The organism is Paenisporosarcina sp. P4_D4 (genome assembly GCF_056401835.1).
In genome coordinates this window covers 24,970-40,502 of record NZ_JBFUIO010000019.1, presented here as the reverse complement: position 1 = coordinate 40,502, position 15,533 = coordinate 24,970, and the positions used below count along the sequence as shown (strand labels likewise).

At 40.1% G+C, this 15,533-nt stretch carries 18 protein-coding genes and 1 other annotated feature; of the genes, 4 read left to right on the top strand and 14 right to left on the bottom strand.

The window, feature by feature from the left end:
• Positions 1–824 (bottom strand): DUF2087 domain-containing protein (locus AC1DSL_RS07290; RefSeq protein ID WP_477531731.1); only part of this gene is annotated, 824 nt, incomplete at its 3' end.
• A 264-nt stretch (positions 825–1,088) separates the two neighbouring features.
• Between AC1DSL_RS07290 and AC1DSL_RS07285 the strand changes: the two genes are divergently transcribed.
• On the top strand, positions 1,089–1,709 hold the full coding sequence (locus AC1DSL_RS07285) for a DUF47 domain-containing protein (protein WP_016429632.1): 621 nt from the start codon (positions 1,089–1,091) through the stop codon (positions 1,707–1,709).
• A 14-nt stretch (positions 1,710–1,723) separates the two neighbouring features.
• Positions 1,724–2,722 (top strand): inorganic phosphate transporter, encoded by a 999-nt coding sequence (locus tag AC1DSL_RS07280; protein WP_016429631.1) that lies wholly within the window; start codon positions 1,724–1,726, stop codon positions 2,720–2,722.
• A gap of 40 nt (positions 2,723–2,762) precedes the next feature.
• On the opposite strand, the gene AC1DSL_RS07275 is transcribed toward AC1DSL_RS07280, so the two are convergent.
• The 5 genes from AC1DSL_RS07275 to AC1DSL_RS07255 form a co-directional block, all read right to left on the bottom strand.
• Positions 2,763–3,404, bottom strand: coding sequence for a pentapeptide repeat-containing protein (locus AC1DSL_RS07275; protein ID WP_016429630.1), 642 nt, complete (start codon positions 3,402–3,404; stop codon positions 2,763–2,765).
• A 44-nt stretch (positions 3,405–3,448) separates the two neighbouring features.
• Positions 3,449–3,835, bottom strand: coding sequence for a YobA family protein (locus AC1DSL_RS07270; protein ID WP_016429629.1), 387 nt, complete (start codon positions 3,833–3,835; stop codon positions 3,449–3,451).
• A 4-nt stretch (positions 3,836–3,839) separates the two neighbouring features.
• Positions 3,840–5,141, bottom strand: coding sequence for an RNA-binding domain-containing protein (locus AC1DSL_RS07265; RefSeq protein ID WP_016429628.1), 1,302 nt, complete (start codon positions 5,139–5,141; stop codon positions 3,840–3,842).
• 90 nt (positions 5,142–5,231) lie between these two features.
• On the bottom strand, positions 5,232–5,693 hold the full coding sequence (locus AC1DSL_RS07260) for a GNAT family N-acetyltransferase (RefSeq protein WP_016429627.1): 462 nt from the start codon (positions 5,691–5,693) through the stop codon (positions 5,232–5,234).
• Positions 5,690–6,160 (bottom strand): hypothetical protein, encoded by a 471-nt coding sequence (locus tag AC1DSL_RS07255; protein WP_342542814.1) that lies wholly within the window; start codon positions 6,158–6,160, stop codon positions 5,690–5,692. The genes AC1DSL_RS07260 and AC1DSL_RS07255 overlap by 4 nt, the downstream gene beginning before the upstream one ends.
• A gap of 105 nt (positions 6,161–6,265) precedes the next feature.
• Positions 6,266–6,470: a binding site (T-box leader), on the top strand.
• Positions 6,471–6,578: 108 nt separating this feature from the next.
• On the opposite strand from AC1DSL_RS07255, the gene proS reads away from it, so the two are divergent.
• Complete coding sequence (proS, locus tag AC1DSL_RS07250; RefSeq protein WP_369758155.1) at positions 6,579–8,018, top strand: proline--tRNA ligase; 1,440 nt, start codon at positions 6,579–6,581, stop codon at positions 8,016–8,018.
• Positions 8,019–8,173: 155 nt separating this feature from the next.
• Here the strand turns inward: proS and AC1DSL_RS07245 are convergent, their stop codons facing one another.
• Both AC1DSL_RS07245 and AC1DSL_RS07240 read right to left on the bottom strand, forming a co-directional pair.
• Positions 8,174–8,593 carry an NUDIX hydrolase gene (locus AC1DSL_RS07245; protein ID WP_016429623.1) on the bottom strand — a complete coding sequence of 140 codons (420 nt, stop codon included), beginning with the start codon at positions 8,591–8,593 and terminating at the stop codon, positions 8,174–8,176.
• Positions 8,594–8,617: 24 nt separating this feature from the next.
• Positions 8,618–9,352 carry an SDR family NAD(P)-dependent oxidoreductase gene (locus AC1DSL_RS07240; protein ID WP_016429622.1) on the bottom strand — a complete coding sequence of 245 codons (735 nt, stop codon included), beginning with the start codon at positions 9,350–9,352 and terminating at the stop codon, positions 8,618–8,620.
• Between the two features lie 215 nt (positions 9,353–9,567).
• Between AC1DSL_RS07240 and AC1DSL_RS07235 the strand changes: the two genes are divergently transcribed.
• Positions 9,568–10,512: a 3-hydroxyacyl-CoA dehydrogenase NAD-binding domain-containing protein gene (locus AC1DSL_RS07235; protein WP_477531730.1), complete on the top strand. Its 945-nt coding sequence runs from the start codon at positions 9,568–9,570 to the stop codon at positions 10,510–10,512.
• Between the two features lie 39 nt (positions 10,513–10,551).
• Here AC1DSL_RS07235 and AC1DSL_RS07230 read toward each other — a convergent pair whose 3' ends face one another.
• The 6 genes from AC1DSL_RS07230 to AC1DSL_RS07205 all read right to left on the bottom strand — a co-directional run bounded on the left by AC1DSL_RS07230 (position 10,552) and on the right by AC1DSL_RS07205 (position 15,507).
• Complete coding sequence (locus AC1DSL_RS07230) at positions 10,552–12,219, bottom strand: hypothetical protein (protein ID WP_477531729.1); 1,668 nt, start codon at positions 12,217–12,219, stop codon at positions 10,552–10,554.
• A gap of 96 nt (positions 12,220–12,315) precedes the next feature.
• The gene (locus tag AC1DSL_RS07225) at positions 12,316–13,260 is read right to left on the bottom strand and encodes a dipeptidase (RefSeq protein ID WP_477531728.1); all 945 of its coding nucleotides are present in this window, start codon (positions 13,258–13,260) and stop codon (positions 12,316–12,318) included.
• A 12-nt stretch (positions 13,261–13,272) separates the two neighbouring features.
• Positions 13,273–13,875 (bottom strand): NUDIX hydrolase, encoded by a 603-nt coding sequence (locus tag AC1DSL_RS07220; protein WP_477531727.1) that lies wholly within the window; start codon positions 13,873–13,875, stop codon positions 13,273–13,275.
• Positions 13,876–13,881: 6 nt separating this feature from the next.
• Complete coding sequence (locus tag AC1DSL_RS07215; RefSeq protein ID WP_477531726.1) at positions 13,882–14,361, bottom strand: tetratricopeptide repeat protein; 480 nt, start codon at positions 14,359–14,361, stop codon at positions 13,882–13,884.
• 9 nt (positions 14,362–14,370) lie between these two features.
• The gene (locus AC1DSL_RS07210) at positions 14,371–14,874 is read right to left on the bottom strand and encodes an N-acetyltransferase family protein (RefSeq protein ID WP_477531725.1); all 504 of its coding nucleotides are present in this window, start codon (positions 14,872–14,874) and stop codon (positions 14,371–14,373) included.
• A 12-nt stretch (positions 14,875–14,886) separates the two neighbouring features.
• Positions 14,887–15,507: an FMN-binding negative transcriptional regulator gene (locus tag AC1DSL_RS07205; protein WP_477531732.1), complete on the bottom strand. Its 621-nt coding sequence runs from the start codon at positions 15,505–15,507 to the stop codon at positions 14,887–14,889.
• Positions 15,508–15,533: the final 26 nt, after the last annotated feature.

The following is a 15,533-nucleotide window of genomic DNA, read 5'->3' as shown; positions in this document are numbered from 1 at the left end:
TTTTGTTTGTTCGTTACACAATACACACCCGCAATTGTCTTCTCTTCCTTCACTTGCTGCTTTAATTCTTTCTTCCGGTCAATATCCGCCCCTTCTTTTTCTTTTCTCCAATAAGCGGATCCATCCGTTTTTCTTGCCAAAAAGTGATACATCACTAAATATCTTCTTACAAATGTATGGTCATCAAACACTTCTTTAATAAGTGCGTTTACTTCTCTTTCCGTATAGATTTTTCCTATTTCAAACTTCTTTACGATTTCACATAAGACAATGAATCGATGCTTTTCCTGTAATTTAAATGTTCGTAACTTTCCATTCGACCAGTTCTTCTTCAATACTTCCTCGTATTCTTTTTCTGTTATTTCGAATGGTTCCTCAAATAATAGGGAATCTTCTTTATTTTGAGCGCTAAGTTTGTGTCCCTCTTCCATCAAGCTCATTAAGGTTAAATATACTTTCGCTTGCCGTTCTTTCTTTTTTAAAGAAAAACGGTGATTCCTAACTGTAGATGCACTCCCGATTTTCAAAGAATCTTGTATATCACGGTCTGATTTCCCTTCAAACAGAAGGTGAAGCACGGCCTTCTGCTGATCGGATAACCCTGTAATTTCTTTATTTTGTTCCATTAAATAGGAAAATACTGATACATGCTTTTCTCTAATATGTAATTGCATATACTTTGAAGCCTCGTAAAACTGTTCACCTACAGGGTATATCAGACCTTTCTCAATAGATTTGTGACACATTAGACACTTATATGATTCTTCAGTTTCTGTAAATCCATTTTTCATTTCATATAAATTTGCATCAATCAACGAATGCATATAAACACTTCCTTGTTTTGTTTTATTTATTATAGACAATAATACTTATTGTTTACACAGAATGCAAGTTGTATAATTCTTGAATTGTAATGAATAATAAGGTTTACGACAATCAAAGCTGAATGTTCACTTAAAATTTTTATGTTACGGGAATGTAAAGATTCTCAATCTTGAGTAAAAAGTGTTTAGATTTAGTATAGATTTTGATATGATGTTTGAGGTTATTTATATAACCTATCTTATTTAAAGTCCAGGAGGCTTTCTATGTTTAGTCCAAAAAAACAAGACCCATTCTTCGCTGCTTTACTCGGAATCGCAGAAACAGTAAGAGAAGCTACTCATTACGCGGATGATTTTAAAATTGTCAGTGTTTCGGATTTGAAAGAGCTTAGCATCAAGTTGAAAAACTATGAAACAGAAGGCGATAAATTAATACATGATTTGATTCTCAAGTTGAATAAATCTTTCATGACTCCAATTGAGCGAGAGGACATTCTTTATTTAGCTAATAAAATGGATGATATTTTAGATGGCGTGGAAGCTTTCGCAGCTTATTTGGAGATGTATTCTTTGATTGACATCGACGATTCAATGCGTACTTTCCTACATTACATTGTGAAAAGTACTGATGAAATCGTTAAAGCAATGGAGTTATTGGCAAACAAGAAACTGCTTCAAATGCGTGAGCATGCAATCTTGATCAAAGACTATGAACGCAAATGTGATGAAGTATTACGTACTTCAATCAAACAACTTTTCATAAACGAAAAAGATCCGATACGTATTATTCAGTTCAAGGATATTTACGAGCAGCTTGAAGACATCGCAGATTACTCTCAAAACGTGGCAAACACGATTGAGACAATCATCATGCGTAATGCATAGGAGCTGAAAAATACATGGATGCAGTACTCATATTAACAATACTAGTCGTCATTTTCGCACTGGGATTTGATTTTATAAATGGTTTTCATGATACAGCAAATGCGATTGCAACTTCAGTTTCTACACGGGCACTTTCGCCACGAGTTGCAGTAATACTAGCAGCTACCATGAACTTTATCGGCGCATTAACTTTCACTGGAGTTGCTAAGACGATCTCGAAAGATATCGTAGATCCGTTCACGCTTCAAAACGGCTCACTCATTATTCTAGCAGCACTATTGTCCGCAATTGCTTGGAACTTAATTACATGGTATTTTGGTATTCCTTCCAGCTCATCACATGCATTGATTGGTTCGATTGCGGGTGCGGCTGTTTCGGCTGCTGGTTTAGGTGTATTAAATTACGAAGGATTCATAAAAATTCTGCAAGCACTACTAATCTCACCATTCTTAGCTCTTGCTGTCGGATTCTTGATGATGTCGTTGTTTAAAGTATTATTCAAGAAAAACACTCTCTACAAAACGAACAAAGGCTTCCGTATTTTCCAAATCGGTACAGCGGCATTACAATCATTTACTCACGGTACAAATGATGCACAAAAAGCAATGGGTATCATTACGATGGCTTTAATCGCTGCTGATTTACAAACAACAGACGATATCCAAATGTGGGTACGTGTTTGTGCTGCACTTGCAATGGGACTTGGAACATCTATCGGTGGATACAAAATCATCAAAACTGTTGGTGGTAAAATCATGAAGATTCGTCCAGTTAACGGGGCGGCAGCTGATTTATCATCCGCATTAATTATTTTCGGAGCGACGACGATTCATTTGCCAGTTTCAACAACTCACGTTATTTCTTCTGCGATTATGGGTGTTGGTTCTGCTCAGCGTGTAAAAGGCGTTAAATGGGGCGTTGCACGAAAAATTGTATTAACTTGGGTTATTACACTTCCAATTTGCGCAGTCCTTGCCGGTATCTTTTACCAAATTCTTAACTTATTCTTTTAAACTTAAAAAGCTGTCCACTCAAGTTACGAGTGGACAGCTTTTAGTGTTTAACGATAAGACCTAGAGATTTTGCAAAACCGAGCGCTTGTTCAGTTGAAACGGTACAGCCCGATAATTTATCAACACTTACTGTTACTTGTTCGTATGTACACGTGCTGAGATCCACATCCGCTAAACTTGTATCAGTAAAATTAGCACCGTCCAATTGACAATCATTGAACAAAACCTTATCAAATGTACAATTAAAAAAGTCCGCTTTATTCAATGCGGTTTGTTGGAACTTCACTCGCTTCATTTTACTAAAACTAAATACTGTGTAGTTGGCTACACAGTTATTGATCACAGTATGTCCGAAGCGGCTTTCCGTGCACTGCACACCGACTAGTTTTGAATGATGAAATTCTACTCGATGAAATACCGAATCTCCAAAATCAACGTTGGATAAATCACATCTCTCGAACTTACAATCAATGAATTCCACTTGATCGAAACATACCCCTTCAAATGAAACATCCTTGAAATGCACTTGATCAAAACTAACTTTGCTCTCAGGTAATTCCGCTACATTCCAAGACGAAACCATTCCCCGGGAAATAAATCGTTCTTCTTCGACTTCAATTAAAGTTGCAATGTCTAATTGTTGTTCGAGTTGTTCAGGTATTTTTGGCTTATCAATTTTCATTCTTGCGCCACCTTTCATCAGGCTTAACATATAATTTTTACGCTTTAATGTTGAGACTCTTCATCCAGGATTCGAACACTATTAGCACTTGCTTTGCCAGGATAAGATTCCGACACATGGTTATATGAAATTCGAACTTTGTCGAACTCACTCACGTTTTTCACTTGATCAATCGATAATGAAAACCAAATGGCATCACTTGCACCTTCCACCATTTCTTCCTCAGTTAAACCTTTTAACTCAGTTTCATCTTTTCCGCTGACGACCAAAATACGTGCAGCTTCTTTTTTAGCTACTGTTCCTTCTATCCAAATAGCATTTTTGTTTTGCGTTTGATTACTTTGGAAAAACATGGTAATGGATATTACAACGGCTGCTATAGCTACGACCGCTGTCGTGCTAATTAATATGACGGCTTTCTTGCCTTTCATAACTTTATTCCTCCTGTTTATTAATGGCCAAGGTATAAATACGCCCTTTACGTTCCCCTTCAGCTACCAGTAAATTCTTTGTCACCATGTCACGCACGATTTGTGTCACACGAGATGGGGAAACGCCTAAGATTTGTTGAAAATCTACATTTTTCGCTTGGTTGTTTTCCAGCAAGTAATTCATGATTGCTTCTTCATGAGTCAACTCAAGATGTAACTTTGTTCGGTTGTTTACTTTTTCTATTTGTTCTATACGCGGAAGCTTAACGATTACACTATCTTTTTGGACAGAAACTTTTGGCTTCTCGTCTCCATCGTGATAAGTATCGAAAATACGACGGATTCCGTTGCCACGCCCATCCGTTAAACCCAAATCGACAAACATTGCATGCAAACGCGGATTTCTGCGAACAATTCGAGATCCTTTTTTTATAGACTCTATCGACAAGCCCTCAACTAGTGTTCCTGGTGAAGCTACTTCAATGCGGTTAGCAAACCGAACAATCGATACGTCACCCTCCATCGAGTAATCTCGATGAACGAATGCATTCACTACACTCTCCTGAAGTAATACATCTGGATAAGATGATTGAATTTCCCTCAGCCCGGCCATAATTCGACTGAATTGGGTTACAATCGACCCTGAAAAATCACTCGCTTGCTTGCAAAAAGAAGTAGATCGATCTCCACTGTATTGTAACAAGACGCCACGGGTTTGAGAAGAATCTGACAACCACGTACCCAATCGTGTTAAAACAAATTCACCATTATTCCAACGAATTGCATTGTACGAGGCCAATACATCTTCCAGGTTTTCTTCCACATTTTCAAATCTTGGCATTTTACTTTTCAAGGTTTGTACAAAATCGACAAATCCCAAAAAATCTTCACGTTGGAACTTGATAGTAGTTAGCGCATTTTCAGTTTCATCAAGTTGGCGCAAGAGTATAAAACGTTGCACTTCTTCTGCTGTTCTCAATAAGCGTTTTTTCGAACCATACCGAACATAAAGCTCCTCGAACAATGTAGATCGTTTACGATACACATGTTCAGTTGCTTTCACTGTTACCTCTAAAATTACTTTTCCATCTATAATTACGTGTTTGACATCAATCAACGGCAAAGGTTCGACCATTTTACTTAACTGATCATATAAGGCATTTTCCTCTGCTAAAGGATTTTCCAATCCCATGATGCTCATTTCGTCTTCCATTCCTATTTTCAGCGTACCACCGGTTCCATTGGCAAATGCGATAACTTCCCGATACAGCTTGTTCGTCACCTTGTCTTTATATTCAATATTCAACCTCGTACACCACCTATCGATAATTGTTTCTACTAGTATATCGATAAAAAATAAATACTTCCAAAGCAAAAAGAACCAGGAAATAAAATCCTAGTCCTCAAATGTGTAACATAGGCGAATCATATCGCGACACAACAAACCATTTTCAACTATCGGTTCATCATAATTACGTGTAAAATAATCGAAATCGATGCCGATTATACGAAATCCACATTGCTGATATAGCTTCAATTGGAGAATACTAGAATTGCCAGTCCCGATTTCAACTTGAGCGTATCCTCGTTTAGAAGCTTCACTTATTGCGTGAGAAATTAGTTGTTTGCCGTGTCCTCTTCCTTGGAAGTCTTCATGGACAGCAACATTCATAATTTCAACGACAATTTTCCCCGTCTCTTTCAGAACATATACAGCGATGGCTTTGCCTGACTCTTCGCCAACATAAACATTTCCACTCTTTACGTATTCTTCTACAACTGCACGGGAAGGATCCGCCAAAAGCAATAATGCCCACGGCGGCGTTTCCCCTTTTGTTATTTTTCGGATAATCATCATTTAGTCGATGTGCGGAATCCTTCACTCAATAAATACTCTTCTGCTTCTTCAAATGAACCGTAGCTTTCTTCCAGGTTGTGCGTGTGATAAATATTCCACAATGTATCTTCCTGAACAAGCTTCAATTCCTGTCCTTCGCGATTTTTCCATACTTGCTCTACGTTGAGTACTTCTTCTTCATAATGTTCTTCTTCAGATAAAATCCCAATGGAATCTGTAATCATTTCGCGTAACTCAGCTTCCGTCGCTTCACGAATGTTGATCATGCCTTTACTATCTGAATCATATTTTTTTAAATCCCCAACAAAAACAAAGCCGTTGCCGTTTGGGTGCAAGTGATATACGACCGTTTTTTTGTCATATAGGCTGTCTTCGAAATGATAGTTCAAACGTTTTAATGATACTTCTTTTTTTGTCAGCTCAGGGTACGATTCAATGATTTCTTGTTTTTGTTCAAATGTTAGCATAGTGCGCCTCTTTTCATAATGTTTCATTGGCTCATTATATCACATGAGCCCAAAATAAATTTGTTGACACTTTAAAACTTTACCCGATATAATCACAGAAATAGTTAAACAACGTTGAGAAGGACCAGTAAAGAAACGTGTGTTTTTTTAGAGAGGGAGTTGTACGGTGAAAGACTCCTAAAGACCACTTCTTGAACCTACCTTTGAGTTCGATTTCGAAAGATATTCGCGGCGACAGTCGTTAACATGTATGAGTGTGAAGCTTTGCTTCAAATGAGGGTGGTACCGCCATGGAGACATGGTCCCTCGTTTGTTGCAGAGCTTTTTTGTTTATTAGGCAACTTTTAATAATGATTTTCTTGTTGGCTCTTGTGGAATATGCAGCTAGCGCAAATGTACGATAAACAACAATAAAGGGGTGTTTTCAATGAAAAAAGAGTTTGTGCAAAGTGTGACGGCGATGGATGAAGACTTCGCTCAGTGGTTTACGGATGTTGTGACGAAAGCGGAACTGGCCGATTATTCAAGCGTGCGAGGTTCGATGATTATCCGTCCTTATGGTTACGCAATCTGGGACAATGTAAAAGAAGCGCTGGATGCACGTATTAAAGCAACCGGCCATGAAAATGTCTATATGCCACTGTTCATTCCAGAATCTTTATTGCAAAAAGAAAAAGACCATATAGAAGGATTTGCACCTGAGGTCGCATGGGTGACGCATGGTGGAGACGAGAAATTAGCTGAACGTTTATGTGTACGACCAACTTCAGAAGTATTATTTTGTGAGCATTTCAGCAATATCATTCATTCTTACCGTGACTTGCCTAAGCTATATAACCAATGGTCAAACGTTGTCCGTTGGGAGAAAACGACACGCCCGTTTTTACGCACGCTAGAGTTCTTATGGCAAGAAGGACATACTGCACACGCGACAGATGAGGATGCACAAGTTGAAACCATCCGCATGTTGGATGAATACGCACAGTTATGTGAAGAGTGGCTTGCTATCCCTGTCGTGAAAGGGCAGAAAACGGATAAAGAGAAATTTTCCGGAGCGAAATCCACGTATACGATTGAAACATTGATGCATGACGGAAAAGCTTTGCAATCCGGCACTTCACATCATTTCGGAGATGGCTTTGCCCGAGCATTCGATATCAAATATCTAGATAAAGAAGGCAAGCAACAATATGTCCACCAAACATCATGGGGATTCACTACTCGTATTATCGGGGCCATGATTATGGTGCACGGTGACGATCGCGGCCTTGTCATGCCTCCAAAAATTGCACCTACACAAGTGATGATTGTGCCGATTGCACAACATAAAGAAGGTGTATTGGATTATGCGTACGACCTAAAAGAGCGCTTATCTGGCAGTGCGCGAGTCGGTATAGATGCATCGGACAAAAAACCAGGTTGGAAATTCAATGAGTATGAAATGAAAGGAATTCCAATTCGCCTGGAAGTTGGACCAAAAGATATAGAGCAAGGTCAAGTCGTGCTGGTTAGACGTGACACTGGTGAGAAAATTGTGGTGTCTGCGGATGAGCTGGAAGCTAAACTGACGGGATTACTTGAAGACATTCAGAACAATTTGTTCAACAAAGCCTTGTCTCATAGGGAAGAACACACGTCTGTCGCGAAATCATTTGAAGATTTCAAGCGTGTGCTGGTTGAAAAACCAGGCTTCATCAAAGCCATGTGGTGTGGAGATGTGGCATGTGAAGAGTTCATTAAAGAAGAAACTTCCGCGACGTCACGTTGCATCCCATTTGAACAAGAAAAGTTAAGCGATACATGCGTTTGCTGCGAAAAACCAGCTGACAAGATGGTTTACTGGGCAAAAGCGTATTAAAAGTAGTGAAAAGCCTTCCCTGCTAGGTTGGGAAGGCTTTTTTCATGTCATCATTTGAAGTTATTGGGGCAACTTTTGGTGTTATAGGGGCAACTCTTGGTCATATTGGGGCAACTTTCCACCTTATAGGGGCAACTAACCAATTATCTCCTAATTCAACTTTCAGTCGCCTTAACCAGCAGTTCCTTCAAGAACGCCACGTCCTCGGGATAACTCATTTCTAACGAATCCAATTCATCGGCAGATTTCCAGGCTATCTCTAAAATAAAATCATCAGGGTCCTGCAAGGTCAACTCCCCACTTACTTGCTCCACCAAAAAGTATTGCAAATCATAAGAAATCCCATACTGTGCATTCACTCCGTTTTTGTCCTGAAGTTTCGACACAATTTCAACAGTCAAACCAGTTTCTTCTTCGAACTCTCGTATGCAAGCTTCCTCATACGTCTCCCTACCTTCGATTCCGCCTGAAGGAATCGTCCATTTCGGCTCTTCATCTGGTGCAGCTTGCAACACCATCAATATTTGATTGTTTTCATTGATGCACACACCCGCGGCACCTTTCCAATGAAACATAATAAACCTCCTCTTACATCCAACTTAATGTTCGTAAATCATTTTGCGCGTCATGCCACCATCCACAACCAAATTAATGCCTGTGACAAAATCGTTTTGAGGATCGGTTAAATACAGACATGCTTTGGCTATATCTGATGGCTTGCCCACTCTCCCAGAGAGATGCTGTTTGTGGTCAACATCTCGAAGTTCGTTGTAATCCCCTGTCTCTATCCAGCCTGGAGATATTGCGTTCACCGTTATATGATGCTCCGCAAGAGATGCTGCGAGCGCATGAGTGATAGCGACGATTCCACCTTTTGTTGCCGCATATGCTTCTGAATTCGGTTCGGACATGGTTGCGCGCGTAGAAGCGATATTGACGATTGAACCTCCACTTTCCTGCTGACGCATTTGCATTGCGGCTTCACGTGAACACAAAAAGACACTGCGTAAATTCGTGTTGATAACTTCATCCCACTCCGTTATCGATAAATCGAATAATGGTTTGAAGTTGCTCTTCCCTGCATTATTAATCAAAATATCGATACGACCGAATTTTTTTAATGTTTCTTGCATTAAATTTTTGATGTCGGCTTCTTTTCTTACATCTGTTTTAACAAAAACACTGCCAACAAGCTGTTTGCTCACTTCTTTACCTAGCTTCTCTTTCACATCAGCCAGAACTACTTGTGCACCTTTTGCCACATAAGCTTCCGCAATTCCGCGTCCAATGCCTTGTGAAGCGCCAGTTACAATAACGACTTGTGCTTGATTCATGATTGAAAACCTTCTTTCACACTATAATTCAACGAGTCCACCATTCCGTGAATACAACAATTCCTATGACCACGGCAAATGCTAATATGTAAAACCACTCGGGAACGCCACCAAAACTCATCATCGTCCACATCCTCTACTCATTCAAAAAATTCACACAATAGAACTATTTAAATATGATAACATGGTTTTAGTTAAAACTAGGAGGATGAGCCATGACGTGTATACATAGTGATTTACAACGCTTCAACCCCGTGACAGTAATTGGGGCAGGAACGATTGGACTTTCGTGGGCAACTTTATTTTTAGCACACGGATTGACGGTAAGATTATACGATCCTAGGCCAGATTTGAACGAAGTATCAGAACAGCATTTCAAGTCAATTGGCTCTACGTTAACTTTACTCAACCTGCCGGCAACAGGTTTCGAATCACGTTTGACTCTTACATCCAACTTACAACAAGCCGTAACGGGGGCAGCAGTGCTACAGGAGAATGGACCTGAAAAATTGGCTCTGAAACAGAAACTCTTCGCTGAAATCGAAAAATATGTGGAAGCACATACTTTGTTACTGTCTTCTTCTTCAACAATCCCTGCAAGTGATATTTCGGCATTCATGAAGGACAAGTGCCGCATGTTAATTGGCCATCCATTCAATCCTCCACTTGTAATGCCTTTAGTTGAAGTCGTACCAGGTCAATTCACATCAAATGAAGCAGTAGAAGATGCGCTCGTGTTTTACAAAACACTGGGCAAAGCCCCACAACATATCCAAAAAGAAGTTTTTGGTTTTGTAGCGAACCGATTGCAGTTTGCTATGCTGAGGGAAGCTATGTATTTAGTTGATGAAGGCGTAGTTGCAATGGAAGATGTGGACGAAATCGTCAAAGATTCAATCGGGTTAAGATGGGCAGCAACCGGACCGATGCTCGGCATGCATCTAGGTGGTGGTCAGGGTGGTATGGAATCATTCATGCGCCATCTCGGTCCGACTATGGAAAAGAGCTGGGATGCACAAGGAAATCTCAAAATGGACGAGGAAACCATTTCCCGTTTATCGACGAAATCACGCGAATCCTACGGCCGTTCAACCATTGATGAACTTGCGCAAATGCGTGACGAAAAGCAGATGGCCATATTAAAAACAAGAGATAAATAAGTAAAAGGCTGTCTCGAATTCATCGAGACAGCCTTTCTATTATTCCAATCCGGTTATCTTCATTTCTTTAACAGGCAAGAACATTTCGCCAGTATTCAAATAAGTCACGTTCACTTGATCTCCCTCTTTCAAGTAGACCGCCAAAGGCTCCACTTCTGTGGATACTAAGTAATTGGTACCGTCCGTTAACATGAACGAAACAAGTGTGAAATCTCCTACTCGTTCTTTGTAGACGCGCTCGACATTACCGGTAGTTGTAGCTTCCTCTGAACTAGAACTTCCATCTACACTGCTGCCACCACGTTGCAATGCTGTTTTATACAACTTCAATGCTTCGTTTGGTGTATTGGCAAAAGCGGAAATTTCGGGATTTGCCGCAGACACGATAAAGTAGTTTTGCAAAAATCCGTTGGCATCAAGAACCGGCGTCAACCAACTTGCTTCCCCGTAGAAATTGTACAGAATCGGCATCTCACCAAACCATTTTTTCTCGATGAATTTCTTTTCAACGATTTGAAGTGCACCATATGAATCCATATAGGACTCTTCCATATTACCTGTATAATAAGTGGCTTCGCCTGTTCGTGCATCCGTTAATGAATACCCAAGCATGGAATCCACGCCTTCTTTTGGACTTGTGAAATCAGTGAAGTAATACATTTCCCCATTCTCATTAAAAACAGGGCTGACATTCGCTTCTGTTCCTTCATCGGAAGGGAGCTTCACATCTTTTTTACCAAACTTACTGTTCCAGAATCCATGTACGTAGTTTCCGAAATAACTATTTTGCAAACTCACCACTTCTGGCGATACAGCTCCATCAATGAAGTCAGGGACTTCGTTCAATGCATACGTTTTGACGTCACCGGATTGTGGATTCACCACAGCTACTCCTGTCACTTCAAAACCATTACGTGCAGATACGAACTTCCCGAATGAACGGATATAATGTGGCTTTCCTTCGTCATCAATTTCAAGCTGCATATCACCATGGAAAATTGTTTCTGACAACTCCAGACGTAAATGGCGTGCAACATTTTTTTGGAAAAATGATGATGGTGTATACGACATTTCTGCTTTTACAAACTTCGGATTGTCCGTTGAATCGGTTGCACTCATCATGAAATATCCTGGGGTGGTGTCCCCATTCACCCATTTAAAGAAACCGGAAAACTCAACTGGTGCAATGTAAACAAAGGCATCATCCACTTTTTGAATTTGCAGTCTACCTAATTCGTAGTAACTCGTATTCGGTACTTGACCGAATGCTTTTTTCATTTTATTGCGTGCAAATTTTGGTGGAACACTTGCAGGCGTTTCCTTTTCATCAAAGGCTTCGATTTCAACTTCTTGCTTCATTTTTGCGGAATCGAATTTTTCATCTGCATTAAACAACTGAGCGCTTAACATGTAGCCCCCAAATACGAGGGCAGCAAGGAAAAGTACTCCTTTAACTTGACGTTCTTTACCTGTTGCTGAAAATACGCCAAGACCTGTCGCCAAAATGGCAAGCGGCCAAAGAGCAGATAGATTTCGATCAATATTCGTTACGTAATAGAATGTGAAGATAATAATTGCCAAGCCAATTGCAGTTCCAATAATACCAGCGGCAATTTCTTTGCGTTTTTCTTTAGGCAATGTCAGCGGCATGATTAGAACTGCAACAACGATTGCAATGATGATGCTATAAAGGAAAGTTAATCCCATTTGAATTCCTCGTTTCTTAGATGTTTTCTCCTCTTAATACGGGTGAAACTGTTAAAAGTTTCACCGCATGTGAATTTACATACAAAAAAGTGACTGCTAACTGGTAGCAATCACTTTTCGAATATAGTTTTTGAAATTGTTTGAGGTAATCCCCCGAACCTCTTCTTCCGTAAAATGTCCACTTAAAGTCTTAACCACATTTTGTGTATCACTCGCATCACACAAACCTTCGACAAACACACTAATGCCATCAAAATCTGAGCCAAGTCCCAAATGCTGAACACCTACTAACTTTGAGAAATGAGTAAGGTGTTGCATCAAGTGTTCAAGAGTAACTGGATTACCCTCGTTGTGGATAAACGGTGGATAATACACGACGTGGATGTGTCCTCCTTTATCGACCAATGCTTTGGCTTGTTCATCGGTTAAATTCCGCGGGTGGTCACAAAGGCTTCTTGCATTCGAATGACTGGCAATTGAGTGTTTCGCTTGTGCAACCACATCCCAAAATGACTGTTCGTTCAAATGGGATACATCGATTAAAACATTATGTTCATTCAACATTTCCACCACTTCGTACCCAAATGGCGTCAAGCCTAAATGGGATGGTTCATCCGCTCCATGCGCCAATGCATTCGCATGATTCCATGTAAGCCCTACAAGCTTCACCCCAGCATCCAGCAAAGCGCTCAACTTGCCAAGGTCTTCGCCAAATGCATCTGCACCTTCAAGTGTCAGCACAGCACCGATTTCATTCTCTCCGAGATGTTCAATCTGGGTCCAATCTGTAATGTGGACAATTTCTGGATTCGGTGCGAGCACGTGTGTATGGAACAATTCAACCTGACGAAGGGCAGCCATGAACTTTTCATTCTGAGGCACTTCAGGAGAAATGAATATGGCAAAAAACTGCACTTGGACTTCTCCAGCAATCAATCTATTTTTATTCGCTTGCAGACAGTCTGCAATTTCATATGGAGGTAATTCATCCATTATCGACAATTTATACAGAACATCACAATGTAAATCGATTACTTTCATATTATGCCTCCTTTATTGGATTGCCTTCAAGACTTGCTTCATATAGTCACCGCCGTGAGGTACGAAGTCTTCAAGTGACACCTTGATTTCTAATCGATCTTTATTAATTGATAGTATGCACCCCAAAGATATTTGATCAACTTCACGCTCGTATAACCTTACCACTTCAGAAATAGGTGCTGAATAAATGGCACTGACTTCTTCTTCCTGTAAATGGAAGGAAGGACTACCGCCTACCATCATGTAGACATACGTGTGTGCAAATTCATTATCAATAAAATTCCTTTGCACAATGCTGTCTTTCAAAATGCCGATGGGTCGAAGGTCTTCCATACTAAGATTAACACCGAGCTCTTCTTTCACCTCTCGGATTCCTTCGTTTACCGTTTCAGTAGCAAGGAGATGCCCAGCAGCTGTTATGTCAAAATGGCCTGGGAAATCTTTTTTGGCATTACTTCTTTGTTGAAAATAGAGGTGCGGCAGGCCATTAATCTGTTGGACAAACCAGCAATGAAATGTCACATGCCATAGCCCCTCTTGATGAATAAAAGCTCTCGTGTTTTCCCCGACCTTTTGATGCTTTTCATTAAAGACTGTCAGAAGTTCATGTTCCAAGTCATATCACCAAGTTTTATTTAATTTGTCTTTATAGAAACGAATGGCATTTACATATCGTTCGATGTCTTTATCTCGAGTTGTGGTTGATACCACGCATAGCAATGTTTCCATAGCAAGGTCATATTCTTTTAAATTATGTAACGTCATAGCAAAAAACACCGGCATTGCTTTATTTTCCGGAAATTCAGCCATTCCTTTTTCAAATACGTTCCGTGATTTAGCGTATTCTCCAATCACGCGATAAGTACTACCAAGTCCAACAAAAGCTCCTTCTCTCTCGTGTCCTGTCAATCCATTATCAAGTGCTTGTTCATAATAGGGAACCGCTTCTCTTTCCATGCCTTGGACGTCGCAAGCCCATGCACATTGGTAGAGAATAGCTGGATTATTTGAGTCATTCAATAATAAACTCTTTAATATAACCAATGCTTCCAGAGCATGCCCATTTTCTCTTAACTGAATAGCCCGTTCTAAATTAGTCACTTTAATCACCTACCACTCCAGGCTCATATACAATTTGTCCACATACTTATGACCCGCTTTCATTGCATGATGCTCGTGACCGAAAGTTTTAAAACCGACTTTTTCATACAACCGAATCGCAGAATCATTTGTTGATACAACCGTTAAATTCATTTTTTCTACCCCCTGCCATGTCTTGGCATGTTCAATCGTTGCTTCCAATAACGCCTTTCCGATTTGCTTACCACGTACTCGGGGTGTCACATAGACGGCAAACAAGTTCACTCGGTGGCGTAATTTGGAAGCGCCTTCACCTGATACGGTCATCACACCAACCAATTCATTATCGATAAATGCTCCTAGTGTCGAACTTCCTTCTGCATCTAGATTGTTTGCTACTCGCTCCACTGGATTTTTACGGGCGATTGCATCTTCGTAAGTCGTTGCAAAAGCATCAGGATCTTGCTGCAATGCTTCCAATCTTAACTCCCAATATTTAAACGCATCTTCACCTGTCAATTTACGAATTTCCATTTGGTTTCCCCTTTATTTATCCACACTCATTTTTTTCTCCATCCATTTTGCAATGGCTTTTTCATCAGACTTATTTGTTTCCCGAAGCGCTTCAACTACGCGCTCCACACGAGCTGTTGGATGATTTTGACTTAGTTTTGCTTTCCCTTTGATATTATCGATAGAAATCGTAAAACCCATTACTCCTTTCGATAAAGAAGAAATATAGGAGGGGTCCACACCCATTAAATTGTATGTGCTAGTAGGCTCCTCGTACTTTTCTGTTAAAGCAACCATAGATTGCCATAATCGCGAATCGCCTTCTTTTAGGAGTTTCACTTTTCCTGTAATCTCAACCGTTACATAATTCCATGTCGGGACTGTATTTTGCGTCTCATACCATGATGGTGAAATATAACAATGTGGGCCCTGGAACAAAACCAATACTTGCTGATTCTCAATATCTACCCATTGTTTATTTCCTTTTGCAAAGTGCCCAATGAGCTCCGTTTTATCCTCACTCAATAACAGCGGCAGTTGTGAAGCCGTCAATGAACCTTCATGAATTGAGGTAAGTGTCGCAAATCCATAGGTCTCTATTACTTCATTTATTTCTTGTCGATCAATCATTTCAAAATATGATGGAATGTAAATAATTTGTCCCTACCTTCTTTTAGCAG

Bases quoted from the DNA above. Each gene is read 5' to 3' on its own strand.
- AC1DSL_RS07285 (WP_016429632.1), top strand. From the start codon at position 1,089: ATGTTTAGTCCAAAAAAACAAGACCCATTCTTCGCTGCTTTACTCGGA.
- AC1DSL_RS07280 (WP_016429631.1), top strand. From the start codon at position 1,724: ATGGATGCAGTACTCATATTAACAATACTAGTCGTCATTTTCGCACTG.
- AC1DSL_RS07275 (WP_016429630.1), bottom strand. From the start codon at position 3,404: ATGAAAATTGATAAGCCAAAAATACCTGAACAACTCGAACAACAATTA.
- AC1DSL_RS07270 (WP_016429629.1), bottom strand. From the start codon at position 3,835: ATGAAAGGCAAGAAAGCCGTCATATTAATTAGCACGACAGCGGTCGTA.
- AC1DSL_RS07260 (WP_016429627.1), bottom strand. From the start codon at position 5,693: ATGATGATTATCCGAAAAATAACAAAAGGGGAAACGCCGCCGTGGGCA.
- AC1DSL_RS07255 (WP_342542814.1), bottom strand. From the start codon at position 6,160: ATGCTAACATTTGAACAAAAACAAGAAATCATTGAATCGTACCCTGAG.
- AC1DSL_RS07245 (WP_016429623.1), bottom strand. From the start codon at position 8,593: ATGTTTCATTGGAAAGGTGCCGCGGGTGTGTGCATCAATGAAAACAAT.
- AC1DSL_RS07240 (WP_016429622.1), bottom strand. From the start codon at position 9,352: ATGAATCAAGCACAAGTCGTTATTGTAACTGGCGCTTCACAAGGCATT.
- AC1DSL_RS07235 (WP_477531730.1), top strand. From the start codon at position 9,568: ATGACGTGTATACATAGTGATTTACAACGCTTCAACCCCGTGACAGTA.
- AC1DSL_RS07230 (WP_477531729.1), bottom strand. From the start codon at position 12,219: ATGGGATTAACTTTCCTTTATAGCATCATCATTGCAATCGTTGTTGCA.
- AC1DSL_RS07225 (WP_477531728.1), bottom strand. From the start codon at position 13,260: ATGAAAGTAATCGATTTACATTGTGATGTTCTGTATAAATTGTCGATA.
- AC1DSL_RS07210 (WP_477531725.1), bottom strand. From the start codon at position 14,874: ATGGAAATTCGTAAATTGACAGGTGAAGATGCGTTTAAATATTGGGAG.